The sequence below is a fragment of the Pseudomonas sp. NPDC087614 genome, from assembly GCF_044743485.1.
GTDB lineage: Bacteria > Pseudomonadota > Gammaproteobacteria > Pseudomonadales > Pseudomonadaceae > Aquipseudomonas > Aquipseudomonas baetica_A.
Map to the genome: position 1 here is coordinate 37,341 of NZ_JBIUWN010000007.1, position 25,374 is coordinate 62,714.

At 59.4% G+C, this 25,374-nt stretch carries 16 protein-coding genes and 1 pseudogene; 8 read left to right on the forward strand and 9 right to left on the reverse strand.

What is annotated here, in order from left to right; all coding sequences use genetic code 11:
• Nucleotides 1-110: 110 nt before the first annotated feature.
• The 7 genes and pseudogenes from ACIOWA_RS04425 to ACIOWA_RS04455 all read right to left on the reverse strand — a co-directional run bounded on the left by ACIOWA_RS04425 (nt 111) and on the right by ACIOWA_RS04455 (nt 10,380).
• The gene (locus ACIOWA_RS04425; RefSeq protein ID WP_401158436.1) at nt 111-1,730 is read right to left on the reverse strand and encodes an FMN-binding glutamate synthase family protein; all 1,620 of its coding nucleotides are present in this window, start codon (nt 1,728-1,730) and stop codon (nt 111-113) included.
• Between the two features lie 83 nt (nt 1,731-1,813).
• Nucleotides 1,814-1,978, reverse strand: a pseudogene (locus ACIOWA_RS04430) (LuxR C-terminal-related transcriptional regulator); the annotation flags it as partial.
• A gap of 62 nt (nt 1,979-2,040) precedes the next feature.
• On the reverse strand, nt 2,041-3,441 hold the full coding sequence (locus ACIOWA_RS04435) for an ATP-binding protein (protein WP_339432879.1): 1,401 nt from the start codon (nt 3,439-3,441) through the stop codon (nt 2,041-2,043).
• Nucleotides 3,438-5,252: a DAHL domain-containing protein gene (locus ACIOWA_RS04440; protein WP_339432880.1), complete on the reverse strand. Its 1,815-nt coding sequence runs from the start codon at nt 5,250-5,252 to the stop codon at nt 3,438-3,440. Before ACIOWA_RS04440 ends, ACIOWA_RS04435 begins: the two co-directional genes overlap by 4 nt.
• Nucleotides 5,249-6,202 carry a cytochrome-c peroxidase gene (locus ACIOWA_RS04445; RefSeq protein WP_401158439.1) on the reverse strand — a complete coding sequence of 318 codons (954 nt, stop codon included), beginning with the start codon at nt 6,200-6,202 and terminating at the stop codon, nt 5,249-5,251. The genes ACIOWA_RS04440 and ACIOWA_RS04445 overlap by 4 nt, the downstream gene beginning before the upstream one ends.
• Nucleotides 6,203-6,247: 45 nt before the next feature.
• Entirely contained in the window at nt 6,248-8,119 is a 1,872-nt protein-coding gene (locus ACIOWA_RS04450) for an EAL domain-containing protein (protein WP_401158441.1), read from the reverse strand.
• Nucleotides 8,116-10,380, reverse strand: coding sequence for an EAL domain-containing protein (locus ACIOWA_RS04455; RefSeq protein WP_401158443.1), 2,265 nt, complete (start codon nt 10,378-10,380; stop codon nt 8,116-8,118). Before ACIOWA_RS04455 ends, ACIOWA_RS04450 begins: the two co-directional genes overlap by 4 nt.
• Nucleotides 10,381-10,632: 252 nt before the next feature.
• Between ACIOWA_RS04455 and ACIOWA_RS04460 the strand changes: the two genes are divergently transcribed.
• From ACIOWA_RS04460 to ACIOWA_RS04490, 7 genes are all read left to right on the forward strand, one after another.
• Nucleotides 10,633-11,991 (forward strand): HD domain-containing phosphohydrolase, encoded by a 1,359-nt coding sequence (locus tag ACIOWA_RS04460; RefSeq protein WP_339432884.1) that lies wholly within the window; start codon nt 10,633-10,635, stop codon nt 11,989-11,991.
• Between the two features lie 69 nt (nt 11,992-12,060).
• The gene (locus ACIOWA_RS04465; protein ID WP_401158445.1) at nt 12,061-12,495 is read left to right on the forward strand and encodes an NUDIX domain-containing protein; all 435 of its coding nucleotides are present in this window, start codon (nt 12,061-12,063) and stop codon (nt 12,493-12,495) included.
• 23 nt (nt 12,496-12,518) lie between these two features.
• Nucleotides 12,519-13,157, forward strand: coding sequence for a LysE family translocator (locus tag ACIOWA_RS04470; RefSeq protein ID WP_339432886.1), 639 nt, complete (start codon nt 12,519-12,521; stop codon nt 13,155-13,157).
• Between the two features lies 1 nt (nt 13,158).
• Nucleotides 13,159-13,656, forward strand: coding sequence for a GNAT family N-acetyltransferase (locus ACIOWA_RS04475; RefSeq protein ID WP_339432887.1), 498 nt, complete (start codon nt 13,159-13,161; stop codon nt 13,654-13,656).
• A 334-nt stretch (nt 13,657-13,990) separates the two neighbouring features.
• Entirely contained in the window at nt 13,991-14,785 is a 795-nt protein-coding gene (locus tag ACIOWA_RS04480; RefSeq protein ID WP_401158448.1) for a hypothetical protein, read from the forward strand.
• Between the two features lie 104 nt (nt 14,786-14,889).
• Nucleotides 14,890-15,312: a hypothetical protein gene (locus tag ACIOWA_RS04485; RefSeq protein ID WP_401158450.1), complete on the forward strand. Its 423-nt coding sequence runs from the start codon at nt 14,890-14,892 to the stop codon at nt 15,310-15,312.
• On the forward strand, nt 15,312-15,689 hold the full coding sequence (locus tag ACIOWA_RS04490) for a hypothetical protein (RefSeq protein ID WP_401158452.1): 378 nt from the start codon (nt 15,312-15,314) through the stop codon (nt 15,687-15,689). Before ACIOWA_RS04485 ends, ACIOWA_RS04490 begins: the two co-directional genes overlap by 1 nt.
• 543 nt (nt 15,690-16,232) lie before the next feature.
• On the opposite strand, the gene metR is transcribed toward ACIOWA_RS04490, so the two are convergent.
• Nucleotides 16,233-17,150, reverse strand: coding sequence for a transcriptional regulator MetR (gene metR, locus ACIOWA_RS04495; RefSeq protein ID WP_401158454.1), 918 nt, complete (start codon nt 17,148-17,150; stop codon nt 16,233-16,235).
• A 111-nt stretch (nt 17,151-17,261) separates the two neighbouring features.
• On the opposite strand from metR, the gene metE reads away from it, so the two are divergent.
• Entirely contained in the window at nt 17,262-19,574 is a 2,313-nt protein-coding gene (gene metE / locus ACIOWA_RS04500) for a 5-methyltetrahydropteroyltriglutamate--homocysteine S-methyltransferase (protein ID WP_339433522.1), read from the forward strand.
• A gap of 72 nt (nt 19,575-19,646) precedes the next feature.
• Here metE and ACIOWA_RS04505 read toward each other — a convergent pair whose 3' ends face one another.
• Nucleotides 19,647-25,217, reverse strand: a complete 5,571-nt coding sequence (locus tag ACIOWA_RS04505) for a dermonecrotic toxin domain-containing protein (RefSeq protein ID WP_401158456.1) — start codon at nt 25,215-25,217, stop codon at nt 19,647-19,649.
• Between the last annotated feature and the right edge of the window lie 157 nt (nt 25,218-25,374).

The following is a 25,374-nucleotide window of genomic DNA, read 5'->3' on the forward strand; positions in this document are numbered from 1 at the left end:
GCCGTTCTCCAATATTGTGCAAGCGTCAATTCACCTGAGCGCCGGTAAATTCGCCTTCCGAATTGACGCTCGGAGTGCCAAAAGGGTGAATATGGCACTCCGTCTGGACGCTAAGCCGCCACCACTTCCATCGGCTCAAAACTGTCTGCCCGCGCCATCTGCCACATCCGCGAGTAAAACTCGCCGTTCACTTCCCCGGTGAGCAATTCCCCTGGCTTCAAAAACACATGCAGTTGCGAGAACAGTTTGATCTCGGTCGCCGACATGCGTCGAACCAGGTGCTTGGCCGACAGTTGCGAAGGATGTTCCAGTCCGGCCGCTGCGAGCATTTCCGCCAAAGCCTTCAACGTGTTGCGATGGAAATTGAACACGCGCTGGGCCTTGTCCGGCACGACCAGTGCGCGTTGGCGCAAGGCGTCCTGAGTGGCGACGCCGGTCGGGCATTTGTTGGTGTGGCAGCTTTGCGACTGGATGCAACCGATGGCGAACATGAAGCCGCGTGCCGAGTTGGCCCAGTCAGCGCCGATGGCCAGCACGCTGGCAATGTCGAAGGCGCTGACGATCTTGCCGCTGGCGCCGAGTTTGATCTTGTCGCGCAGGTTCAGGCCGACCAGGGTGTTGTGCACGAACAGTAGACCTTCGCGCATCGGCACGCCGATGTGGTCGGTGAATTCCACGGGGGCCGCGCCGGTGCCGCCTTCCTTGCCGTCGACGACGATGAAGTCGGGAAGGATGCCTGTTTCGAGCATGGCTTTGGCGATGCCCATGAATTCCCACGGGTGGCCGAGGCAGAACTTGAAGCCCACCGGTTTGCCGCCGGACAGTTCACGCAGTTGCTGGATGAAATGCATCATTTCGATTGGCGTGGAAAACGCACTGTGGCGTGACGGCGAGACGCAGTCTTCGCCCATCATGATGCCGCGGGTGTCGGCGATTTCCCGGGTGACTTTGTGTTTCGGCAGAATCCCGCCGTGGCCGGGTTTGGCGCCTTGGCTCATCTTGATTTCGATCATCCGCACTTGCGGGTTTTGCGCTTGCGTGGCGAAGCGTTCCGGGTCGAAACGGCCGTCGCTGGTGCGGCAACCGAAGTAGCCGCTGCCCAGCTCCCAGGTCAGGTCGCCGCCGTTTTCGCGGTGATACGGGCTGATGCTGCCTTCGCCGGTGTCGTGGGCGAAGTTACCGAGTTTGGCGCCCTGGTTGAGCGCGCGAATCGCGTTGGCGCTGAGTGAACCGAAGCTCATCGCCGAGATGTTGAACACCGACGCCGAGTACGGTTGAGTGCACTGCGGGCCGCCGACGGTGACGCGGAAACTGCTGGGGTCGCTCAACGGCGCCGGGCGCATCGAATGACCGATGAATTCGAAGCCCGATTGATAGACATCGATCAGCGTGCCGAACGGTTTGTCGGCGCTTTCATTCTTCGCCCGTGAGTACACCAGCGAACGCTGGGCGCGGGAGAAGGGCAGGGCGTCGCTGTCGGACTCCAGCAGGTATTGGCGGATTTCCGGGCGGATGCCTTCGACCAGGTATCGAATGTTGCCCAGGATCGGGTAATTGCGGCGTACCGCGTGCGGGCTCTGCATCAAGTCGAACAGGCCGACCAGGCTCAATACGCCGGTGACGGCAGTGATCGGCCAGAGCCAGTCGTGTTCGAGAAAGGGCAGGCTGGCGAGGGTGAATATCACGCAGACGGCAAAGAAGGCGTAGCGGCTCAGGAGGGACAGGCTCATACGGTTTCCTTGGTTCGGACTCAATGGGTGTGGCCCGCCGCAGATTCTCTGTGGCTGCGGGCTTGCTCGCGCAAACGCTGCAATCAGGCGTTCTGCGCCTGAAGAACAATCGAAAACAGCTCGGCCCGGGAGATGATCCCAGGTTTGCTGTACCGGTGTTTCTTATGGGCATTAACGGTTTATACGGCGATTTCCAGCTTACGGGCGAATTCTTTGCTGGAGCAACCGCTGAGCATCAAACGCCTGACGGCGCGGTGCCAGGCGATGGTGTCAGACGAGAGTGTCACGCCTCGACCCCTTCCCGCAGGGGTCAAGCGGCTGACGGTGTCTGGCGCATCGGCAGTTCGACGCGAAAGGTCGTGCCTACGCCCAACTCGCTGCTCACCGAAATGTCTCCGCCATGCTTTTTCACAATGCCGTAGGACAGGGACAAACCGAGACCAGTCCCCTGGCCGACCGGTTTGGTGGTGAAGAAGGGGTCGAAGATTTTTTGCAGGGTGTCCGGTGCGATACCTGATCCGGTATCGGCCACTTCAACCCAGGCGATGTCGGCCTGCTGCCCGGTGCGCAGGGTGATGATGCCGCGTTCCTGCCCCATGGCCTGAGCCGCGTTGACCACCAGGTTCATGATGACCTGATTGATTTGCGACGGCAGGCACTCGATGTCCGGCAACGGCTGATACTCCTTGATCACGTCGGCCTTGTATTTGAGTTCGCTGGCGACGATGTTCAGGGTCGACTCGATGCCTTGTTGCAGATTGGCCCACTGCCATTGCTGGTTGGAATCGACCCGGGAAAAATCTTTCAGGTCCTTGACGATCTGCCCGACCCGGCCGATGCCGTCCTTGGATTCGCGGATCAGCACGGGAATGTCTTCGAGCAGAAAATCCAGTTCGACGTCTTGGCGCAATTGCTCCAGCCGTGACGCCGATTCGCTGTCCGGGGCGTGCCCGAGCGTCTGGTAGGCGTCGAGCATGGTCAGCAGTTGTTTGAAGTAGCCGTCCAGTGTGCCGAGGTTGGAGGAAATGAAGCCGATCGGGTTATTGATTTCATGGGCCACGCCCGCCGCCAGTTGCCCCAGTGACGCGAGTTTTTCCGATTGCACCAGTTGTCCTTCCAATTGCTTGCGCTCGTCGACTTCTCTCTGCAGTTCTTCGCTGGCCTGCTTGAACTGGGCGGTGCGCTGATCCACCAGATGTTCCAGATTGTGCATTTGCAGGGAGGCCCGTTCAGTCATCTGCCATTTGGTGAGCAGTGTGTTGGCCATCTGTTGCACTTCGATGTTGTCGAACGGTTTTTTCAGGATCAGCAGTCGATCATGAGCGTGCAGGCGTTCCAGCAGTTCGTCCCAGGAGTAATCCGAGTACGCGGTACACACCACTACCTGCAACTGCGGATCCTCTTTCCACAGGTGTTCGATGGTTTTCGCACCGTCCCAGCCATCGGGCATGCGCATATCGACGAAAGCCAGCGCATAGGGGCGCTGCTCCTGCATGGCCTGAACCAGTTTGCCCAGACCTTCCTCGCCGCCATAGGCCGAATCCAGCTCGAACCGAGGACGCTCGATTCGGGCCTGGGTGCCGAACAGTGCTGCCTCCATTTCGTCCAGTTCCACCGACTGTGCCGCCGGAGCGAGGATCTTGCGAAAGTCTTCATGAATCGACGGCATGTCGTCGATCAGTAGAATGCGGCGATTCGAAAGCTCACTCATGCGTTCTCCGTTACGCTGATCAGGGGGATCTGCAGGGTGAATAACGCACCCTTGCCCGGCCCGTCGCTGTGGGCGGTGAGATGGCCGTTCATCTCGATGGCCGCCAGGGCGCAGCTGTGCAGGCCAAACCCGTGGCCTTCCTTGCGGGTGGTGAAACCATGGGCAAAAATGCGCGTCATGTTCTGCGGCTCTATGCCCTCGCCATCGTCCCGGACGCTGATTTCGAGGAAGTTTTCATCCGCGATTCTGACCCCCAGAGTCATGGTGCGTGGGCGGTTGCTGAGGTCCGACATCGCGTATTTGGCATTGCTGATGAGGTTGATCAGGATCAGTAGCAAGCGGTGTTTGTCGCCCATCACTTGCGGCACATCGGCGTACTCCTTGACCACCGTGACGTGATGCCGGGTCAGGGCCCCGGCGTTCATGCGCAGGGCGTCTTCGAGCAGTTCGTTGATGAACAGCGGCTCGGTCATGCTGTTGGCCCCGGCATAGGACTGCTGGGTGGCGACGATGTCCTTGATGTGGTCGACGCTTTTGTTCATCTGGTTCAATTCGTCGGCCATTTCCTGCTGTTCCTGAGAGATCGCGCCGACCAGTTGATTGAGGTACCCGGGCAGCAATTTGCCCTTGGCGTCCTCGCTGAGAAAATGGCCGAGGTCGTGCGGATGTTCGTTGATCAATTGCATGGCCTTGCCCAATCCCAGTGATTTGCTGGCGCGCAGCTTTCGTGCGATCAGGTCGCAAGAGATGTTCACACTGTTGAGCACATTGCCGACGTTGTGCAGCACGTTGGTCGCGATTTCCGCCATACCGGCCTGGCGCGCGGCGTCGAGCAATTCGCTCTGGGCGTTCTTGAGCTCGCGGGTGCGCTCCTCGACCCGTTGCTCCAGCGCATCGTTGGCGGTCTGCAAGGCGCTATTGACCCGATTGATTTCGGCGAAACTGCGGATCAGGCGAACGGCCAGCCATATCAGTGACATCATCAACAGCACGGAAAACAGCAGCAGGTAGAAGTGGTATTTCCTTTCGATGACTTCGACGCGTTGCTGATCCATGTCAAGCATGGTGGTGATGTTGTCCAGACGTTCGGCCACTGGAATGGCTTCGATGTTTTCGAGCAACTGATTGACCCGTGGTTGCTCGCGCGCAATCAGGGCGATGTGATTGCTCATGATCCTGATCGGGCTTTGAAACTCCGCGGGCAGGCGTTGTGCATTCACTGCCAGTTTGTTCAACCCTAACTCGATGTCGGCAGCTTTGTCGGCGGAGGTGACCTGGGCGAACTCCAGGGCACTGAGTAGCAGGTCGTAGGTATCGGTGGTGATGTTCTGCAACTGCAACTTGTCGAAATCAGGCAGATTGGCCAGTTGCGCCTGGATGTCGTCTTCGGCGGTTGGCAAAAAGGCCAGAGAGTTGCGCAACAGGGCGTTGTGCGACTTGAACTGTTCGACCAGACGGGTTTTTTCCTGCATCGCGTGCAGGAACCCCTCGTGGGCGTCGTTCCATAAGACGGAGTCGTTGCGACCATGCCCGGACTCCAGGGAGTCGAAGCGCTCCCAGAGCCGGGTCATCTCGTTCATTGGCGATACCAGGGGGTCGTAGTTGTGGGAGATCGCCACCCTGGCTTTGAGAATCTCGTTTTCCCACAGAGCGTTCTGCTGTTTGATCTGCCGGACCAGGTCCCTTGACTCGGTGTACGTCATGGTTTGTTCGGAGCTTGACTTGAAATAGAGAAACAGCAGGATCGAGGCCAGCACCACCGCGACCAGCGTGAGCAACAGCAGGCTGGTGTGGCGTGAGATGTTCTTCATGGCTTGCCCTCCCATTGGCCGGTCAGGGTCTTGAGAAACAGGATGATCAGGTGCTTGTCTTCTTCGCTCGGCATGCGCCCCAACTGGTACTGGAACATCACGTCCACCGCCCGTTCGAGGGTGGGCGCCGAGCCGTCGTGAAAGTACGGCGCGGTCAATGCGACATTGCGCAGGCTCGGCACCTTGAACACGGCACGATCCGCTTCGTCGCCGGTGACATTGAAACGTCCCTGGTCGGCCACTGTCGGGTTGCCGCGATCGGCAATGTAGTCGCCGAACACGCCGAATTTCTGGAACATGTTGCCGCCGATGTTCACCCCTTGGTGGCAGGCAATGCAGCCGTATTCCTTGAAGCGCTGATAGCCGTACTTCTCCTCGAGAGTCAGGATGTCCGTGTTGCCCAGCAGGTATTGATCGAAACGGGAATTGTGGGTTAGCAAGGTGCGTTCATAGGTGGACAGTGCTTGCTGGATATTGGCCTTGGTCACGCCGCCCGGGTAGGTGGCGGCGAAGTCCCGGCGGTAGTCGGCGTCGTTGGCGATGCGTTCGACGACGGTGCTCCAGTCGTTGCCCATTTCATGGGGGCTGGTAATGACCACGTCGCTCTGCTGCTCCAGTGTCTCGACGCGGCCGTCCCAGAACTGGCGGAAGTTCAGGCTGGCGTTGAACACCGTCGGTGTGTTGACGGCCACCGGTTTGCCGTCGAACCCCAGTGACAAGGCTCGGCTGTCGGCACCGTTCTTGTCCAGTTGGTGGCAACTGGTGCAGGACAGGCTGTTGTTGATCGATAACCGTGGCTCGTGGAATAACCGGCGGCCGAGTTCAACGCGCCGGGCATCCTGCGCCGGTGCGGCGGGCAGGGGGATGAGCGGTTCGTCCAGCGGCTCGGCGTGGGCACCGATACAGAGTCCACAAAGCAGCAACGCCATGAAAGGGGGGTAAAGGCTCATCGGCAATCGTCTCCTTGACTCTCGTGGCCGGTTTCGGGGCGTGCATCAAACTGTCCAGGGCGGTGGGGACGTGGCGGCCAGCAAGTGCGCAAAAGCGTCGGCAGGCAGGGCTTTGCTGAAGTAGTAGCCTTGGCCTTCTTCGCAGTGGTGGGCCTTGAGAAAGGCCAGTTGTTCTGCGGTTTCGATGCCTTCGGCGATGACGTTCAATCCCAGACTTTTTCCCAGGCTGATGATGGCGCTGACGAGGGCGGCATCATTGCTGTCGTGGCTCAGACCGCGAATGAACGATTGATCGATCTTCAGCACATCAATGGGAAACCGGCGCAGGTAGCTCAGGCTTGAATAGCCGGTGCCGAAGTCGTCGATGGACAGTCGTGTGCCCAGTGCCTGCAGGCGATTGAGTGTGGTCATTGTCGCTTCGACGTTTTGCATCAGTACGCCTTCAGTGATTTCCAGTTCCAGCCAGCCGGCGTCCAGCCCCGACTGCCTGAGCACGTGCTCGACGCCTTCGACGAAGTCGCGCTGGCGAATATCGATGGGCGAGATGTTCACCGACATGCGGATCGGCGGCAGTCCCGCCACTTGCCAGGCCCGAGTCTGACGACAGGCCTCGGCCAGCACCCATTGGGTCAGTGGCACGATCAGTCCGCTGTCCTCGGCCACCGGAATGAAGTCCGAGGGATAGACCGTGCCGTGCCCCGGTTTCTGCCAGCGCACCAGCGCCTCGGCACCGACCACCCTGGCGCTGCGCAGGTCGATTTTCGGTTGGTAGTGCAGGACGAACTCTTGCCGTTTCAGCGCCAGACGAATGCCCGATTCGATGCTTTGCTGTTCGCGTGCACGCTGGTTCATCGCGTCGATGAAGAAACCGATGTCGTTGGGGCCGTTTTCCTTGACGTTACGCATCGCGGTTTCGGCCTTCTTGATCAACTCGATGGCATCCAGTCCGTCTTCGGGATAGACGCTGATGCCCAGACTGGCGGTGACGCTGACGTCATGGCCGGCAATCGTCTGCGGCAGGCGAATGGCCGCGAGCACTTTTTCGGCGATGGCGTGGGTCTGCTGTGGATGGCTGATGTCGGTGAGGATCACCACGAACTCGTCTGAACCGTAGCGAAAGACCGAGTCTGATCCGCGTATGCACAGCAACAGTTGCTGTCCGACACGCTTGAGCATTTCGTCGCCCGCCGGATGGCCCAACGCATTATTGATGCGCTTGAACCGGTCCAGACCGAGGAACATCACCACCAGTTGCTTGTCATGGCGCCGGCAGACGGCCAGGGCCTGGCTCAGGCGATCACCGAGCAGGGTGCTGTTGGGTAAACCGGTGAGGGTGTCGTATTGCAGCAGGCGCGACACCTTCAGCAGTTCGTGAACCCGCGCCTCGATGGTTCGCTCAAGGCTGAGCATCTTCAGTGCCGCGTCCTGGGCCAGTTGCCATTTCCAGGTCAGGGCACTGGCCATCTGGCGGATTTCCAGGCTGTCGAACGGCTTTTTGAGAATCAGTAACTGGTCGCCGAACTCCAGCCGCTCGGCCATCGCCTCCCAGCTGTAATCGCTATAGGCGGTGCACAAGGCAATTTGCAGGTTCGGATCGGCCTGCCACAGTTGCTCGATGGTTTCCAGACCATCCCATCCCGGCGGCATGCGCATGTCGATGAAGGCAAGGGCATAAGGGTTGCCATCGGCCAGCGCGCGCAGGACCAGAGCCAAGGCTTCCTGGCCCTGGTAGGCGGAGTCTAGCTGGAAGTTCAGGTGTGGCGACTGACGGGTACCGAACAGCGTCTGTTCGAGGTGATTCAAGTCAGCCTCTTCGGGCGCCTTCGGGGCAAGGATCTTGCGGAAGTCGTCGTGAATCGCCGGTGTGTCATCGATGATCAGGATGCGCCGGTTGGATTGCGGGAATGGGGTTTTCATTCCTCATCCTCCCCCCGGGACTGGACTACCTTGTGTCCGTCCCTCAGCAGTTGGCCTGCCTGCTCGGCGCTGACCGCCTCACTGAAATAGAGCCCCTGTGCACTGGGTAATGCGGCCGCGGTGGGCGGCGCGGGATGCTGTCCCGGTGTCGGCTGGCCTTCGGCAATGATGCCGATGTCCAGATCCCGGGCGAAATTGACGATCGCCCGCAGTGCGCTGGCACCGGCTGCATCTTGAGTCGCGCTATCGATGACGCTCTGAGCAAGCTTGAGATGATTGACGCGGTAGGTTTTCAGGTAATCGAACGATGAATACTCGGTGCCGAAATCATCGATGGCGATGGTCACGCCCAGTTCACGCAGGCGTGGCAATACATCGTTGTGGGTCCACTTGGTCTGGGCCAGCGTCGCCTCGGTGACATCGAAACGCAAATCCCAGGGCGCAAGCTGCCAGCGTGCGGTGGTGCGCAGAACGTCGTAGATCAGTTCGGGGCCACTCTTGAGTTGCGCCAGAGAGAGCTTGATTGCCATCAACGGCGGTGCCACGCCTTCCTCACGCCAGAGTTGCATCTGGCGGCAGGCGCGATCCAGCACCCAGCGCCCCAGAGGAATGATCGCGCCGGTTCTTTCCGCCGCCGGGACGAAGGCGGATGCCGGCAGCAGACCGCGCCGCGGGTGTTGCCAGAGGATTTTCGCCTCCATGCCCAGAATCCGGTCGTTGTGCAGATCCATCTCCGGCGCGTAATGCAGTCTCAGCTCATCGCCCTCCAGCGCGGCCATTAACTCGCTGACGAGGGTCATGCGTTCGGCGACTTCCCGAGAGATCTCCTCCGAGTGGAAGTGATACTGGTTGCGCCCCGTTTCCTTGGCGCGGTACAGCGCCATGTCGGCTTGCCCCAGCAGGCTGTCGGCGTCGAGACTGGTCGCGCTGTAGCTGCTGATGCCGATACTGACCGAAATATGCAGCGCATTACCGGACAGGTTGTAGGGCGCCATCAGTGCGTCGCAGATATGAGACGCCATCGCGGCCGATTGGGTCGGGTCGCTGACGTCCAGTTGCAGGATCGCGAACTCGTCGCCGCCCAGGCGCGCCACCACATCGTTTTCTCGCACGCAGGCCTTGATGCGCTGGGCGACTTCCTGCAACAGCAGGTCGCCGACCGGATGCCCGAGGGTGTCATTGATTCGCTTGAAGTGATCCAGGTCGAGGTAAAACACCGCGAACGGCATGGCGCCACGACGCGCGGCCGCAAACGCCTGGTGCAGACGCTCGATCAATGTGGCGCGGTTGGCCAGCCCCGTCAGGCTGTCGGAACGGGCCATCAACGCCAATTTCTCCTCGACCAGACGACGTTCTGTGATGTCCAGGATGATGCCTTCGACTTCCTGCAGCCGCCCGTCATGATCGCGCACTGGTATATAGCGGTTTTCCACCCAGCGCCAAGTGCCCTGGCCGGTGCGCAGGCGAAATTCGATCGAAGCGCCCGACGCATGCCGATCCAGCACCCTGGCCATGGCCGCATCGACGTTCGCCTGATCGTCCGGGTGAATCAGCTCCTGAGCCCAGTTCGGCGAGCGCACCAGATCCGCGGCGACATGACCATAGCGAGTGATGTTGTGGGAGATGTACATCAGTGCAAACGAGGGATCGCCGCGCAGCCGATAAAGGATGGTCGGGCTGTTCTGCACGATGATATTGGCGTCGGACAATTCCCGGGTGCGTTCCTCAACCGCTTGTTCCAGCTCGTTGAGCTTCAGCGCGGCGTCTTCGGTCATTTGCCATTTGACCGTAAGGGCGCTGGCCATCTGGCGGATCTCGATTGCGTCGAAGGGCTTTTTCAGAATCAGCAAACGGTCGTTCAGCGCCAGGCGCCGGTCGATGTCTTCCCACGAATAATCGGAATAGGCCGTGCACAGGGCGACCTGCAACTTGGGGTCGACTTGCCACAGCCGTTCGATGGTTTCCAGCCCGTCCCATCCCGGTGGCATGCGCATGTCAATGAATGCCATGGCATAGGGGCGCTCATCGGCCAGCGCAGCTTCGAGTTTATCGAGTGCTTCCCGGCCCTGAAATGCCGAGTCAAGTTCGAAGTGCAGTGTCTGGGTCGCAGTCGGGGTGCCGAACAATAGACTCTCGGTTTCGCCGAGGCCGTCGTCCTGGGGGATGACAGGGCAGAGAATCTTGGCGAAATCGTCATGAATCGCCGGGCTGTCGTCGACGATGAGCACGCGGCGATTGATGTATACGGGGGGCGCCGTCATACCGCGCGGTCCACGGGGTCACATGCTGTTGTCATCGGGAGCATCCTTTCCCTCATTACGTGCCTGTTCGAAGGCCGATGGAGTCCGCCTGCGAGTTGAGCATAGTCGCGCCCTCGGCAATTTGCCTGTGCACTCGGGCTGAAGATTTGCGTGAACACTGCAGAAAATCATCTAGCCTTCAGTCAGGCGCAGGCAAGCGAGGCGGTAGGCTGGCGCTTCGTTTTCGTCCACTGTTTTGCTTGAGGTCACGCCATGGAAGAGCAATCCGCCCCGACTCTGCCTCACCGCCCCACGGTGCTGCTGGTCGATGACGAGGAGTCGATCCTCAACAGCTTGCGCCGCCTGTTGCGGGGCCAACCCTACGATGTCCTGCTGGCCACGAGCGGCGCCCAGGCACTGGAGATGCTCGAACAGCAGACGGTTGACCTGGTCATGAGCGATGCGCGTATGCCCAATATGGACGGCGCCTCGTTGCTGGCTCATGTTCGCCAACGTCATCCGGCGACCGTGCGCATCATGCTCACGGGCTACGCCGACCCGTCCGCGATCATAAAGGCGATCAATGACGGGCAGATTCATCGTTACATCAGCAAACCGTGGAATGACGAAGAGTTGCTGCTGATCCTGCGTCAGTCCCTGGAGCATCAGCATTCCGAGCGAGAACGTCAGCGCCTGGAACAGTTGGCCCGGGTGCAAAACGATCAGCTCAAACTGCTCAACAGCACCCTGGAAAAGCATGTCGCGGCGCGCACCGCCGAGCTGCAACAGACCGCCGACATGCTTGATCTGGCTTACGAAGAGCTCAAGCGCAGCTATGTCACCGGCACCGAAGTGTTCTCGTTGCTGGCCAATCTGCGCTTGCCCCCGGCCAAACAGACCAACCGGCAAATCATCGAACTGGTGCGCAGCTACTGCAAACACCATGACCTGGACGAAGCCACCAGCCGTGACCTGACCATGGCGGCGGCGCTCTACAATGTCGGCAAACTGAGCTGGACCGACGGCATGATGATTACGCCTTCGGATTTGCTGCGTCATACCGATCAAGAGCGTTATCGCGGGTATCCGAAGCAGAGCGAGTCCTTGCTGATGACGCTGGACCCGATGAAAGATGCCGCACGCCTGATCCTGCATCACCAGGAGCGATGGGACGGCAGCGGCTTTCCCGACCGCCTCAAGGGCGAGGCGATTCCCTTCGGCTCGCGGTTACTGAAACTGGCGGTGGACTTCGTCGAGTTGCAACGCGGCCTGATTCTTGAGCGGCAGATGAACAGCGACGAAGCGTTGCTGTACCTGCGCCAGTACGCCGCACGCCTGTACGATCCGGAACTGGTCGAAGATTTCATTCACGTGTGTGCGGCCTTCCTCAGCGATGTCACGCTGGCCGATCCGACGGTCAAGGTACTGACCACTCGGGATCTGGCGCCGGGAATGATTCTGGCGCGCAATCTCAACGCTGATAACGGCATGTTGCTGCTCAATGCCGGCAAAACCCTCAGCGGCCTGTTGGTGGAAAAGCTGATTGCTTTCGAAGCCATGGAAGGCGGCAAATACAAGATTTTCGTCAAGGTGCCTGAGGAGGTCGACGAGCAACTCAAGGCTCAGGGTTAGCGATCTGTAAGGTGACGTCATTGGGCAGGCATGGGATCCTTGCGATTTTTTCAGGCCGGTGGCTGCCCCATGACCTCTGCACCCGTTGTCTCCCCACGCATCATTCGCATCGCCGCCGCGCTACTGCTCGGCGCTGACGGTCGCACCCTGCTGGTACGCAAGCGTGGTACCACGGCGTTCATGCAACCGGGCGGCAAGATCGAGCCCCACGAACGGCCCCTGCATGCACTGGCCCGTGAGCTGGAGGAAGAGTTGGGATTGCGTATTGACCCTTCGCAGGCGACATTCCTCGGCCAGTTCTGCGCCCCCGCCGCCAATGAGCCAGGATTTGTCGTACAGGCTGAAATCTTTCAACTGACCATCGACACCGAAGTCACCCCTGCCGCCGAAATCGAAGAGGTGGTCTGGGTCGACCCGGCCACCGACGGCGATGTTGAACTGGCGCCATTGACACGCGACCTGATCCTGCCGTTTTATCGAGCCTCGCTCACCGCCATTGCCTGATCATCCACGCAAAGGACTTTGCCATGATCCCGCTTCAAGACCTGCTGATTTTCGCCGCCGCCGCGTTGCTGATGGTACTGACGCCGGGGCCGAACATGATCTACCTGATCTCGCGTTCGATCTGCCAGGGACGCAAGGCCGGTGTGACCTCGTTGCTGGGCGTGGTGGCCGGTTTTTTTGTGCACATGTTTGCAGCGGCCGCCGGTTTGACCGCGGTGTTTCTCGCGGTGCCGATGGCTTATGAGGTGTTGAAGTGGGCTGGCGCGCTGTATCTGCTGTGGCTGGCCTGGCAAGCGGTGAAACCCGGCGCACGCTCGCCGTTCGAAACGCAGCCGTTGCCGGCGGATTCGTCGCGAAAGTTGATCACCATGGGCTTTCTCACCAGCGCCCTGAATCCGAAAATTGCGGTGTTCTACCTCTCGGTATTTCCGCAGTTCATCACGCCTGAACATGGCTCGGTGTTCACCCAGAGCATCATTCTTGGCCTGACCCAGATCAGCGTCAGTTTTTCCGTCAATCTGTTGATCGCACTGTTCGCGGCGGGCATTGCATCATGGTTCGTGCGTAACCCGACGTGGCTGGCGGTGCAGCGTTATTTCATGGGCCTGGTGCTCGGCGGTCTGGCCGTGCGGCTGATGATTGAACAACGGCGAGGGGCTTGAGATGTGGATCGAACGGCTGGACGCCAGCCATGCCCTGGCCTATCGCGAGTTGATGCTCCAGGCCTACGACCGCCATCCACACGCCTTCACCTCCAGCGTGCGCGAACGGGCAGTGATGCCGCTGAGTTGGTGGGAAACGCGGCTGACCAGCAAGCTCGATGTGGTGCTCGGTGCGTTCGAGGCCGGCGTATTGGCGGGCATCGTCGGTCTGGCGTTCGAGCCTCGTGAGAAGGCCCGACACAAGGCCACGTTATTCGGCATGTACGTGTCGGCGGATTTTCGCCAGCACGGCTTGGGTTATGAACTGGTGCAAGCCGCGCTGAGCGAAGGCCAAAACCATCCCGAGCTGAAACTCATCCAGCTCACCGTCACCGCCGGCAACGATGCGGCGTTCAAGCTGTATCAACGCTGCGGCTTTATCCAGTTCGGCCTCGAGCCGCTGGCCGTGCGGGTCGGTGAAGACTATTTCGACAAGATCCACATGTGGCGTGAACTCTGACCCGTCACTGTTTCATCCTGTTCAGGCTGGTGGATCGAGGTTATCCCGCGCGCGATTGACGGTCGGTTCACCGAGCAGGGGGGGGCGGTGCGGTGTGCCCGGCAAACTGTAGGCCGTGACGCAAGATTGCGTAGCCTGAGTCCATGTCTGGACATGTCTGTTAAACATTGCTGTTTAAGGTAATAAGAACACTCACCAAACCTGGCCGGGTGCAGGTGCGCGCAAATTGCTTTGGCCAAAATCGGAATCGCCCTACACGCAAAAGAGAATCACCCGGCATCAAAGCTTGAGGTCGCTCGCCAAAGTCCCCCGTTTTGCAGAACGGGACACGGATGTGACCAGACTCATCCTTCAACGCGAACTCCACGGCCAACAGCTACTCGACACCCACCAAGCCATGGACACCTTTCGACAGGCACTCAACCGCCCGGATGAACTGCCGGGTTTCGATGACATGCTCAATGCAATGGGCCTCAATCAATCCAACTACCTGCAAGGCGCCAACCAGCGAAAACTTGTCGAAGCCATTCGCAACGGCGACTGGGTCGTGGTGAAACCACGCGTTGTTGCCGATAGCGGCGGCGCCTCCTGGAACGCCTTCAAACCCGAACCACCACCCGCCCAGCATCTGGTGGAAGAGCACACCTACACCCTGCCGCAACCGGCAGAGTCGGGCTTTCACATCGTCCAGAAACCCATGAGCCGCGAAGCGCTCGAGCGTGCGCTCTACGAAACCACGCTCAGCGATGCCTTGCGCCGCGAATTCCGCTCCCTAAACCGCCATCTCGGCGAACAGGTCAAACCGGGACAAATGGTCATCTTCAGCGACTCGCGCAACTACATGTGCCACCGCGAAGAAGCGCAGATGATGGCGGCGGCAGAGAAAGTGAATGAAGCGCTGAAGGATCTGACGGATGAAGAGGCGTCGTTCATGGTTGAACACCATGAGGTGATTGAACCGTTTTTGGGTGTTTCTTCTGGAGCGTTGGGCGTCGCGTCGTTCATGGTGGGCCAACACATGGAAACACTTAAGAACACGCTACAGAACTGGAGCGCTTGCACATTGAGCAATACCGACAGCACGGCAACCTTCATTCCCCAGAGTTTTTTGCGCAACGCAAAAGGCTGATGAAGAAACTTGATGCGAGTTTGGGCCCCTTGGTTCGCAAAACGACGGGCCTACCGGATCACCCCAAACTCAAACGAGCACTAGGCTTGTCCACACGAAGGATCGTGCACAACTGGAACAAGGCTGGTGCACCGAGCCAATTGCCGGGGTATGCGACACATATCGAAGGGGTGGCGCGGGTTTCCAAATACATGAGAGCAGGTGGATATGTGTCGATTGAACTGGGGGCCACCTCGACCGTAATGAAGATCCACGAAGCATGCCGCACCGGACGCGAGGAGGAATGTCGTAAAGCGAAATTCGTAGAGGGATCGAAATTATCAGGAATCGTTTCAGGCGGAATCTTAGCGAGCCGATTGGCACCAATTGCTCCCATGGCATGTACAGCAATTGGAGTCGGCACAGCCGGTACTGGAGGTTTGGTTTGTATGTTAGTTATAAGCGGCATACTTGCGGCACAAATGGGGGATAGCGGTGGCCAGTTCGGAGAATTTGTCGGTGAAAAGGTGTACGAGGTGAGTCAATAATGAACATCGATCAAATTATTGGGCTATCTGGTATTCCACTTTTTGTATTGTTTATCTTGAATTACTGCTTTTCAGCATACGTAGCAATTCACAAGCTGGTAGAAATACAAAGTTATCTATCTAACTCTCGCTTCGTTGCATCCTACAAAGGGGATAAAAGGACCCCGATAATCTTCAAAGTGGGAAGCCTTGAGATTGTATATGCCCTGCTAGTTATAGAGTTTTTCCGAAATATGGATCCTGGTGCCATTGATGAAATAAATAATTTCCCAAAGAGGTTGCGACCTTGGGTGGTAATTCCCGGCCATATCAATGTGGTCTGCGTGCTTTGGGGGGGTATTATTCTGGTTTGGATAAATTTCAAGAATTATTTTTGAATACTGCCAATATTGGTTGGTTTGAATAAGTGGGTAATCCTGAGTTGGGCGTTACCTTGAACATGGCGAATCTCCGTAAAGGCTGAGCCGCCCCGACTCATCGCTAAACAAGTAAAGGTGGCGGCTGTACGCAGGTTAGCGATCCGGGTTACAGAAACCCCGGGTAGACCCGAAGGTCTCCCACGCACAGCCACCATTACGCACGATGCAGCAGAGAGCGACTGCAATCGAGATAGGACGTTGGTGTGGCCGGATCGCTAAACCCGATCGCTGAATGTGTCAGCGACCGACAAACGATAGAGACCCGGTCCAAGGCGCACAAGCCGGCGGATTCTGGCGTAGCTGTAGGCCGTGACGCAAGGCTGCGTAGCCTGAGTCCATGTCTGGACATGTCAGTTAAACAGCACTGTTTAGTCTGCCCAAAACTCTGAAAACACCCGGATCACTGTGGGAGCGGGCTTGCTCGCGAATACGGTCGGTCAGATATGGATTGCTCAACGGACAAACCGCTTTCGCGAGCAAGCCTGGAGGGTGTGGTGGTGATCAACGCACCGCGCTAACACCATCCAGCGTCGAAAACGAAGTGTCCTTGGCCGTCAGCAGAAAATCGCGCATGTACGGCGCATCGAGCATATCGGCGCGAATCCCGGCGTACAGCGTGGCAAACAAGCCTTTCTCCCCCAGCCGTTTGCCCTTCACGTAACCGCGTGAGCTGTATTCATGCAGCGCCCAGTGCGGCATGCCGCAGACGCCACGGCCGCTGGCGACCAGTTGCATCATCATCACCGTCAGTTCCGAGGTGCGTACCTGCGCCGGTTCGATGTCGGCCGGTTCAAGGAAGCGGGTGAAAATGTCCAGGCGGTCGCGTTCCACCGGGTAGGTAATCAGCGTTTCGGTCAGCAGGTCTTCGGGGACGATGTACGGTTTGCTCGCCAATGCGTGCTGATTGGCCACCGCGAGCATGGCTTCGTAGGTGAACAGCGGCACGTAGGTGATGCCGGCGATGTCCAGTGGATCAGAGGTCACTACCAGATCCAGATCACCCCGGGCCAGGGCCGGCAGCGGGGCGAAGGAGAAGCCCGAGGCGAGGTCGAGTTCGACTTCCGGCCAGGCGTCGCGGAACTGGTCGATGGTCGGCATCAGCCACTGAAAGCAGCTATGGCATTCGATGGCCATGTGCAGGCGCCCGGCGGTGCCGCCGGCCAGTCGGGCGATGTCGCGTTCGGCGCCGCGCAGCAGCGGCAGGGTGGCGTCGGCCAGTTGCAGCAGGCGCAGACCGGCGCTGGTGAAACGCACCGGTTTGGTCTTGCGCACGAACAATTGCATGCCCATACGCTCCTCCAGCTCCTTGAACTGGTGGGACAGCGCCGATTGGGTCAGGTGCAAACGGTCGGCGGCATCGACCAGGCTGTCCGCCTCGCGCAATGCGTGCAGGGTTTTGAGGTGACGGATTTCAAGCACCGGCTGGCTCCATGAACAAAACTTGTGATCAACACGAAAAGGTTGAGTTTGTCTCATGTTGGCCTGGCTGTCGACAATGGCGCCATCTTTTACTCATGGAGCACCTTCGACATGGCCGTGGCCCACACCCTTGGTTTTCCGCGCATTGGCGCCGACCGCGAACTGAAAAAAGCCCTCGAAGCCTACTGGAAAGGCGATCTCGATCAGGCCGCGCTGAACCAGGTTGGCCGTGATTTGCGTGCCACTCACTGGCAATTGCAAAAAGCGGCCGGCATCGACTTGCTGCCGGTCGGCGATTTTGCCTGGTACGACCAGGTGCTGACTCACTCGCTGACCTTCGGCGTGATCCCCGAGCGTTTCGACGGCGTGCGCGATGAGCACGGCCAGCCGAGCCTCGACACCCTGTTCGCCATGGCCCGTGGCGCTACCTCGAACTGCTGCGGTAGCGAACACGGCCAAACCCGATATGCCCAAGAGCTGACCAAGTGGTTCGACACCAATTACCACTACCTCGTCCCGGAATTCAGCGCTGATCAACAGTTCAAGCTGAGCTGGGAGCAGTTGTTCGATGAAGTCGAAGAGGCCAAGGCGTTGGGCCACAACGTCAAACCGGTGATCATCGGCCCGTTGACGTATCTGTGGCTGGGCAAGGCCAAAGGTAACGATTTCGACAAACTCGACTTGCTGGAGCGTCTGCTGCCGGTCTACAACCAGATCCTCGTGCGCCTGGCCGAGCAAGGCGTGGAATGGGTGCAGATCGACGAGCCGATCCTCACCCTCGACCTGCCGCAAGCGTGGAAGAGCGCCTTCGAACGCGCCTATCACATCCTTCAGTATTCGCCGTTGAAAAAACTCGTGGCGACCTACTTCAGTGGCCTGCAAGACAACCTTGGTCTGGCTGTCGGCCTGCCAGTACAAGGGCTGCACATTGATGCGGTGCGAGCGCCGGAGCAACTCGGTCAGGTGCTTGATCGCCTGCCGACCTACAAGATTCTTTCGGTGGGCCTGGTCAATGGACGCAACGTCTGGCGCTGTGAACTGGAGCAGGCGCTGGCGCAATTGCAACCGGCGCAGGAGCGTTTCGGCGACAACCTGTGGGTCAGCAGTTCCTGCTCGTTGCTGCACAGCCCGGTGGATGTCGAGCGTGAAGACACGCTCGATCCGGAACTGAAAAACTGGTTGGCGTTTGCCGTACAGAAGTGCAGCGAAATTTCCGTTTTGCGCGATGCGTTGAACGACCCGCAAGCGCCCAAGGTGCAAACCGCACTGGCCCAAAGCCGAGCGATTCAGGCAAGCCGTGCGCAATCACCGCGCATTCATAAAACCCAGGTGCAGGCGCGGATCAACGCGATCAATGCCAGCGACAGCCAGCGCCATTCGCCGTTTGCCAAACGTATCGCCAAACAACAGGCGCGCCTGCAATTGCCGACGTTCCCGACCACCACCATCGGCTCGTTCCCGCAGACCGCTTCGATCCGTCTGGCGCGTCAGGCCTTCAAGCAGGGCAAGCTGTCGGCCAACGATTACCACGACGCCATGCGCAGTGAAATTCGCCACGCCGTGCAGGTGCAGGAACGCCTGGGGCTGGATGTGCTGGTGCACGGTGAGGCCGAGCGCAACGACATGGTCGAGTACTTTGCCGAGCAGCTCGACGGTTACCTGTTCACCCGTTTCGGCTGGGTGCAGAGCTACGGTTCGCGCTGTGTGAAACCGGCAGTGATTTACGGCGACCTGAGCCGGCCGCACGCCATGACGGTGGACTGGATCAGCTACGCGCAAAGCCTCACCGACAAAGTCATGAAAGGCATGCTGACCGGTCCCGTGACCATGCTGATGTGGTCGTTCCCGCGTGAAGACGTGTCGCGCAAAGTCCAGGCGCAGCAATTGGCGTTGGCGCTGCGTGATGAAGTGGTGGATCTGGAAAACGCCGGGATCAAGATCGTGCAGATCGACGAAGCGGCGTTCCGCGAAGGCCTGCCGTTACGCCGCGCGCAATGGCAGGAATACCTCGACTGGGCGGTTGAGGCGTTCCGCTTGACGGCTTCGGGCGTCAAGGACGAAACGCAGATCCACACCCACATGTGTTACAGCGAATTCAATGACGTGATCAAAGCGATTGCCGACATGGACGCCGACGTCATCACCCTCGAGACCTCGCGCTCGGACATGGAACTGCTCGAAGCCTTCGAGGCGTTTGATTACCCCAATGACATTGGCCCGGGTGTCTACGACATCCACTCGCCACGGGTGCCGGACACCGCCGAGATGGTCAAGTTGATGAGCAAAGCGGTGCAGCGGATTCCGGCCGAACGGTTGTGGGTCAACCCCGACTGCGGCTTGAAGACCCGGGCGTGGCCGGAGACCGAAGCGGCACTGGTGAACATGGTGGCGGCGGCGCGGCAGTTGCGCACCCGGCTGGCGTAAGCGCTGGGGGTGATCGAAAGCCTGCGTGGCGAGAGAGTCGATCTCTCGCCACAGGCGTCCCTTGCCACCGCGTCAGTTAACGTCTGGCAGCATCAAAAAGTAATCGAGGATGGCCGATCCCCTGCCAATCTGCCCGGCAGGCAGGTCGGGGTTTTCGGCGCGGGTGACAAAGCGGTGTTCGGGCAGTTTCAAATGCGCTTTTTCGAAATCCCTGAACGGCACGCCCGGCCTTCGATAGTGAAAGTGGGCGTACCAAAGCAATTGTGCTGGGTCCAGCGATATGTCCCAGATCTCGTACTCCTGCATATGATCTGGTTTGTTCGGGGTTTTGGTGAGGTTCTGCAGGGGGCTGACCCTGCGGATCTCCACGACGTCGTGATCGATAAGATCCTGCAACATGCCATCGGTAGGCTGCTGGCTGGTCAATGATCGCTGGGTGCGTATGGATCGGCCGGTGACAATCAATTCGTCGGCCTTGTTGCGCAGTTGCTCAATGATCGGGTGCTGTGCCGACCTGGCCTGAATCAGGTTGGCGCGTTGATTCAACTCGCCGGCCTGACTGACCATCATGTGTTCCAGGTCGACGGGAAGCATGCCCAGATCGGCATTGCTTTCAACCGTGGCCCGGTAGGCTGTCTGGGCGTCCAGACGCCGTTGCGCATCGCTTACAAGGACGGCGAGCGCCACCTGTGGCGGTGTGGGGGGCGCAATGTTTTGCGGGTTCGTCAGACGGATTCTGCCGTCGGCGCCTTGTTCCCAGATTTCCTTGTATCCCCCGCGCCCGGTGAACACGTACTGGCGTGCCTGGGTCACCGGATGCCATTGCTCAACGCCATAAAGCACCTGATTGTCGGCGGTGGTGAAGACCCGCTGCACTACCTGCCCTGTGCGCCTTGGTGCAGGGGGATCAATGATGCCCCGGCGGGCACGGTCGCCCAAACGCTCGATTCCGCTCAGCAGCGGTTCAACCACATCCAGGTGGAAGTGTTGCGGATAGTTGGTGGTCCAGATCGTCATCTCGAGACGAAACCGGGAATACAGGTTGAGGCAATTTTGCAGAATCTGGTTGCGTTCGGCCTGTGACGCAATGACGTTAGGCAGGTTGTGCTGCGTGTACAAAGCCAGGTCAACATCGTCGCGAAGTTCGCGTGCCTGGGCCAACAGGTAGAACCACGACAAATCATCCGTGCTGCCATAGTTCTTGACCATTTCCAGTCGATGGGCGGTTTTCAGATACAGCAGGTTGGTATCGCTGTGGTTGGTATTGAGCTCCTCGACCAAGTGCGTCATGTTTTGTTTGTCCGCTCTGACGCGGATGCGGTCATACCAGAGGTTGACTTGCCCCCTGAGCGCCTCCATCTGCTCCAGCCATTGCACCATCTGTACACGCAACGTGCGGGTTTCTTCCAGCATCATCAACCGCTGGTGGAGCGTATCGGGCAGTAGATCGTCCATCGCATCACTCAGCACTTTGATTCTTTCTGACAAGGCTTTGGCTCTGTGTGAAAGGTGCAACGCGCGGCGCCTGTGCCGGTCAGTGATCAACCATGCAGTCTTGCTCTGCATTTCGATCAGGGTTCGTTTCTTGTTGCCATGGGTCAGTGGCATCAGGTCAACCAGTGTCTGATAGCGTTTGCTCGCCAACTGGATATCGCCGACACAGGCGGCTTCGACAGCCGGTTGCAGGACCGCTCGATCCGCCAGCGAGGCGCTAGCGTATTTATTGATCAAGGCATCGCTTATCTCTCCCCGGGCCTGGAGTTGGTCGGCGAGGTCGTCAACCGCCTGCGTCAATTGATGGTGTCGGCGAAATGTACGGCTGGCCCACCATTGCGGCAGTCGTTGTCGAATGGGGTCCGGCCAGTGCGGATCAAGTGCATCGGCCAGATATCCGACGACGTTGCCGCCGCCGAGCATGCCGCCTTCCAGGGTGGTGCCATACACGCCGAACCAGGTATCCCACTGGCCGGTTTCGTCCAGGGCGATGGGCTGTTTGTAGGTTTTTTGCGAGGTGCCACGCAATCGCCAATTGCGTGAATCGGTGCTGGGCTGAACTTCATAAATCCGCCCCTGACGCACGATGAAGTCACCGTCGGCGTGGCGGTAAACGCCGCGATAAAGGCCGCTGGTTCCCGGCTCCAGCCCGGCCAGGGAAATCGGACGTTGATACTCGTAGCCGGCAAAACGGGCGATCAAGTGGCGGGCCTGGCGCTGCGAAGGCATGTGCATCGCCGTCGCCGAGGTCGCCAGTGCTCGGGCCTGGCGTGCCCGCACCAATGAGCGAACCCCGCGCGAGACTCCCGAAAACACCATTTCACCGGGCAACAGATCCATGGCAGCGTCAATCAATGACACCAGTACCGACTCGATTTCGGCCAGGCCGTCACCCACGTCTGCGCGCAAAAAAGCCGCCACGGCCTGATTAGCCGCCGTCCAGGCATCGTAGAGCGCCAGGGCGGTGCCGATGAAAGGCAGCATGCCCAGGGCCATTTTGATGTAGTTGAATGCTCGCGGCCCTTTCAGGGCATAACGCTCCATGTACAACGCATCGTTGGAGCGAGAGGTCGAACGATGGGCTTCGATCAATCGGCCCATGTGCGCATCGAGCAGGTGGGCGGCAAACGAAGTCGTGGCCGGCCAGCGCACGCCGACGCCGATGATGGCGTCAAAACGCTTGAGCACGGCCTGCGCAATCCGGCCTTCATGTGCCCGCACGGTGCCTTGCAATGCCCGGCCGGCCAGATAAGAGGTCCACTTGTCTGTCTGACACAGCGTGTACAGGCCCAGGCGGGCCGCTTCCAGGTTGTCGTAACGGCGCAGGAATCGCTCATCGGGGCTGTCGGGCAGATACAGCAAGGTCGTGCCGCTGACTTGCTCTTCAATAAAAGTCACCCCGGACAATGTGGCCGGGCCCTCGTTGTGCGTGTCCTTGCCACCCGCGCTCAGATAGGCCGGGCGGATCACCACACGTTTGTTATCGGCATGCCAGGCCTCAGCGGTGTTGGCGTCGATGGCAATCTTCAGAATCTGCAACTCGTCCAGGCTGATCTGCTTCTGCAGATGGGCGAATTCACCTTGCAGTCTGAGCATGACCTGCCAGGGCTCGATCAGGCATTCGCGGCGATGTTCGCGCACATAAGCGGACTCATCCACCGACCCTGTGAAGGTATCGCGAATGAGTTTTTCATAGGCGTTGGGCAGATCCAGTTCCGGAATGACACGTTTGAGGTACGCAAAGGTAATGCCGTCCTCCAGCGTCTGGCGTTCGGTGGCATCGGTGGCGGTGATTTCGGTCTGGACGAAATTCAAACGCAACGAAAGCGGTTCGAGTTGCATGGACGGGGTGTTGTCGATGTTGAGCTGAGCAAACTCCACCAGGGTCATTTTGCTGCGGGCGGTACTGGGCACCATCACCAGTTCATAACCGGAATGTCCCGGGGCGGGCTTGAAGCGTTTTTCGTATTTCACAGACTCGGGCAGGTCGAGCGTCACCTCGAAATCGCCCTTGATCGAAAAATCATCGCCCAGTCGCTTCAGCAAATGTTTGCGGGTGAATTCGTCTCGCGATTCCAGCGCCAGCGCCAGTTGTTTATGGCTGCGGTGCATCGCCGAAATAAAGCGCTGGATCAGGTCCTTGAGTGTGCCCCGGTCTGTCTCGGACAGATGCTTGAGCCAGCCTGGCAGACGGGTGGCGAGCGTGTCGCTGCGATCCTGCTCCAGCACATGAGCGAAGGTCAGGTTGCGCGCGGCATTGACCGGCACCTGCAAGGCGGCGAGGGTGCGTTTACGCAGGATTTCCAGCTCGTCGTCGTGTTCGCTGCGGCCACGCAGTGCGCTGGCGTTCGACTCGAACTCACTGATCTGCGCATCAAGGCTCAAGTGCAGCGGATCGGTGTCGATCCGGTTCAACAGCAGTGTCAGTTCGGGGTCCTTTTCCTGGATCTTGAAGACCTCGCGTTCCAGTTCGCGGCGATTGGCAAAGCGTTGCAAGCCGCCGCCACTGCCGGGCCAGTAAAGCAACACACTGCCTGTCGAGTCTGCGTCGAGAAGCGCGGCTTGCCGCATCACAACAAGCGGGCCCTTGAGTGTTTCGGTCTGCGTGGTGGCGGTCGGGTCAGACGTTTGAGTCATTGTCAGGGTCAGGCTGGCAACCGTGAGCTCAGCGTCGCGCTCGGCTGCGAGGGGCGTGTCCAGAATCGCCTTGAGCAGATTGTGCTCAGCGCTATCGAGTTGACCCAGTGCCAATTGCACTGTTGCCTCGGCGTGCAAGCCGTCCTTGTGCGCCTGATGAATCTGATTGAACGCTGTATTGAACGTGCTCAGGTCCTGTGGTCGCGCTCGATACAGCAGGGCCGTCGCGGCCGTGTCGCAGGTTTTTTCTGCTGCTTCCAAGGCTTTGAGTGCGTCTTTGCACGCTTGCTGACGATGTCCCCTGCCGTCGTTTTCAAGCAATGCGTCGAGTGCGTCGCGCGCTCGTTTCAGCGCCGCATGTCGCACCGACAACGGGATTGCTGCACGCAGGCTGCCGAACAGCGACTGTTCGTCGGTTTCGATATCGAGTTGTGCAGGTACCGGGTTTGGCGGCAACGCCACGATGATCGCTTTGCGGCGCTGGCTATCGAGCAGGTCTGCCTGAACAAGCGATTGCGCGCCATGCGCCATCAGCCCGGGCTTGCCGTGGTTGGCGTTGCGTAACGCGCTGATCTGAGCCTGTTGGCGATCGGCAAACAGGTCGCTTGAGCCGGTAATCATTGGGTCGGTGGCGGCGCTGTAGACAAAGCGCAGGTCCTTGGTCGGCAAACCGGTCGGGACAAGCGCCTGGCCGGTCAGCCAGTCTTCCAGGACTTGGCGTGTGCTGAAGGCCTGGATGGCAACAGGGCGGGAGGGCAGATACAGCAAAGGACTGGCCCTGGCCGGATCGCCCACGCTGATGACCCACGCGCCTTTGAGTTTGACTTTGCTGTTATTGCTCAGCAGCAGCGCCAGTTGTTCCGTGTGGATGGGCTGACCGTCCAGTGTCAGTACCCCGGTGCGGGTATCGATGATCTGTTGCAACGGTTTGAGTTGTTCTGCGGTCAGGGTCCTGCGGGCGAATGCCACCTGGGCTGTGGCTTCGAAGTGATCACGGTAAAGCTGGATTGCCCGTTCGCGTTGAGTCACCGGGGTGCCGCGCGCGCGCGCGTCCCAAAAACTCAACCAACGAGCCTGGTGCGCCTGTTCGGTGCTCATGGCCTTGAGCAGTTCGAGCATTTGCAGCGGCTTCAAGGTGGCCAGCGGATGAGCCACAGGCACGCCGGTCACCCGGCTGTGCAGATCGACCGTCGCCTCCAGCGTCGGGTGTTGCAAGACAAAAGCACAGGCATCGGTGAGGCAGACAAAACGTTCTGGCTGGGTATCCGTGGCGGTCGAGCGCAGGCCGGCGTGCTCGCCATCAAGATTCAGTTGTTGGCGCAACAGTTCATTGATCGAGTCGCGCAGTGCAGGCGTCGCGGCAACCAATTCGCGCAAGCCTTGGCTGCTTTCGCGCCAGCGGGCCGTGGCCTGCTGCAACAGGCTGTCATCAAGATGTTTGGGCAGTGGGGCGGCGGGGGGCAGCGCCAGCGGTGGCGGGTAAGGCAGATCGGGGAAAAGGCTATCGGGCATGGCGGCATATCTCGCAATGGGAGCGGCGGTTCCACTCCTTGAGCAAGCCATTTAAGAGGGATCGCGAAGCACCATGGCGGTAGATAGTTATGGCATTGACGACCGCTCGGCACTCTTCATCAAACTGTCATCGAACTGTGGCAGCGCGCTTGTACAA

Bases quoted from the DNA above. Each gene is read 5' to 3' on its own strand.
- ACIOWA_RS04440 (WP_339432880.1), bottom strand. From the start codon at position 5,252: ATGAAGAACATCTCACGCCACACCAGCCTGCTGTTGCTCACGCTGGTC.
- metE (WP_339433522.1), top strand. From the start codon at position 17,262: ATGGCCGTGGCCCACACCCTTGGTTTTCCGCGCATTGGCGCCGACCGC.
- ACIOWA_RS04445 (WP_401158439.1), bottom strand. From the start codon at position 6,202: ATGAGCCTTTACCCCCCTTTCATGGCGTTGCTGCTTTGTGGACTCTGT.
- ACIOWA_RS04465 (WP_401158445.1), top strand. From the start codon at position 12,061: ATGACCTCTGCACCCGTTGTCTCCCCACGCATCATTCGCATCGCCGCC.
- ACIOWA_RS04505 (WP_401158456.1), bottom strand. From the start codon at position 25,217: ATGCCCGATAGCCTTTTCCCCGATCTGCCTTACCCGCCACCGCTGGCG.
- ACIOWA_RS04450 (WP_401158441.1), bottom strand. From the start codon at position 8,119: ATGAAAACCCCATTCCCGCAATCCAACCGGCGCATCCTGATCATCGAT.
- ACIOWA_RS04425 (WP_401158436.1), bottom strand. From the start codon at position 1,730: ATGAGCCTGTCCCTCCTGAGCCGCTACGCCTTCTTTGCCGTCTGCGTG.
- ACIOWA_RS04475 (WP_339432887.1), top strand. From the start codon at position 13,159: ATGTGGATCGAACGGCTGGACGCCAGCCATGCCCTGGCCTATCGCGAG.
- ACIOWA_RS04435 (WP_339432879.1), bottom strand. From the start codon at position 3,441: ATGAGTGAGCTTTCGAATCGCCGCATTCTACTGATCGACGACATGCCG.
- ACIOWA_RS04490 (WP_401158452.1), top strand. From the start codon at position 15,312: ATGAACATCGATCAAATTATTGGGCTATCTGGTATTCCACTTTTTGTA.
- ACIOWA_RS04470 (WP_339432886.1), top strand. From the start codon at position 12,519: ATGATCCCGCTTCAAGACCTGCTGATTTTCGCCGCCGCCGCGTTGCTG.
- ACIOWA_RS04460 (WP_339432884.1), top strand. From the start codon at position 10,633: ATGGAAGAGCAATCCGCCCCGACTCTGCCTCACCGCCCCACGGTGCTG.
- ACIOWA_RS04455 (WP_401158443.1), bottom strand. From the start codon at position 10,380: ATGACGGCGCCCCCCGTATACATCAATCGCCGCGTGCTCATCGTCGAC.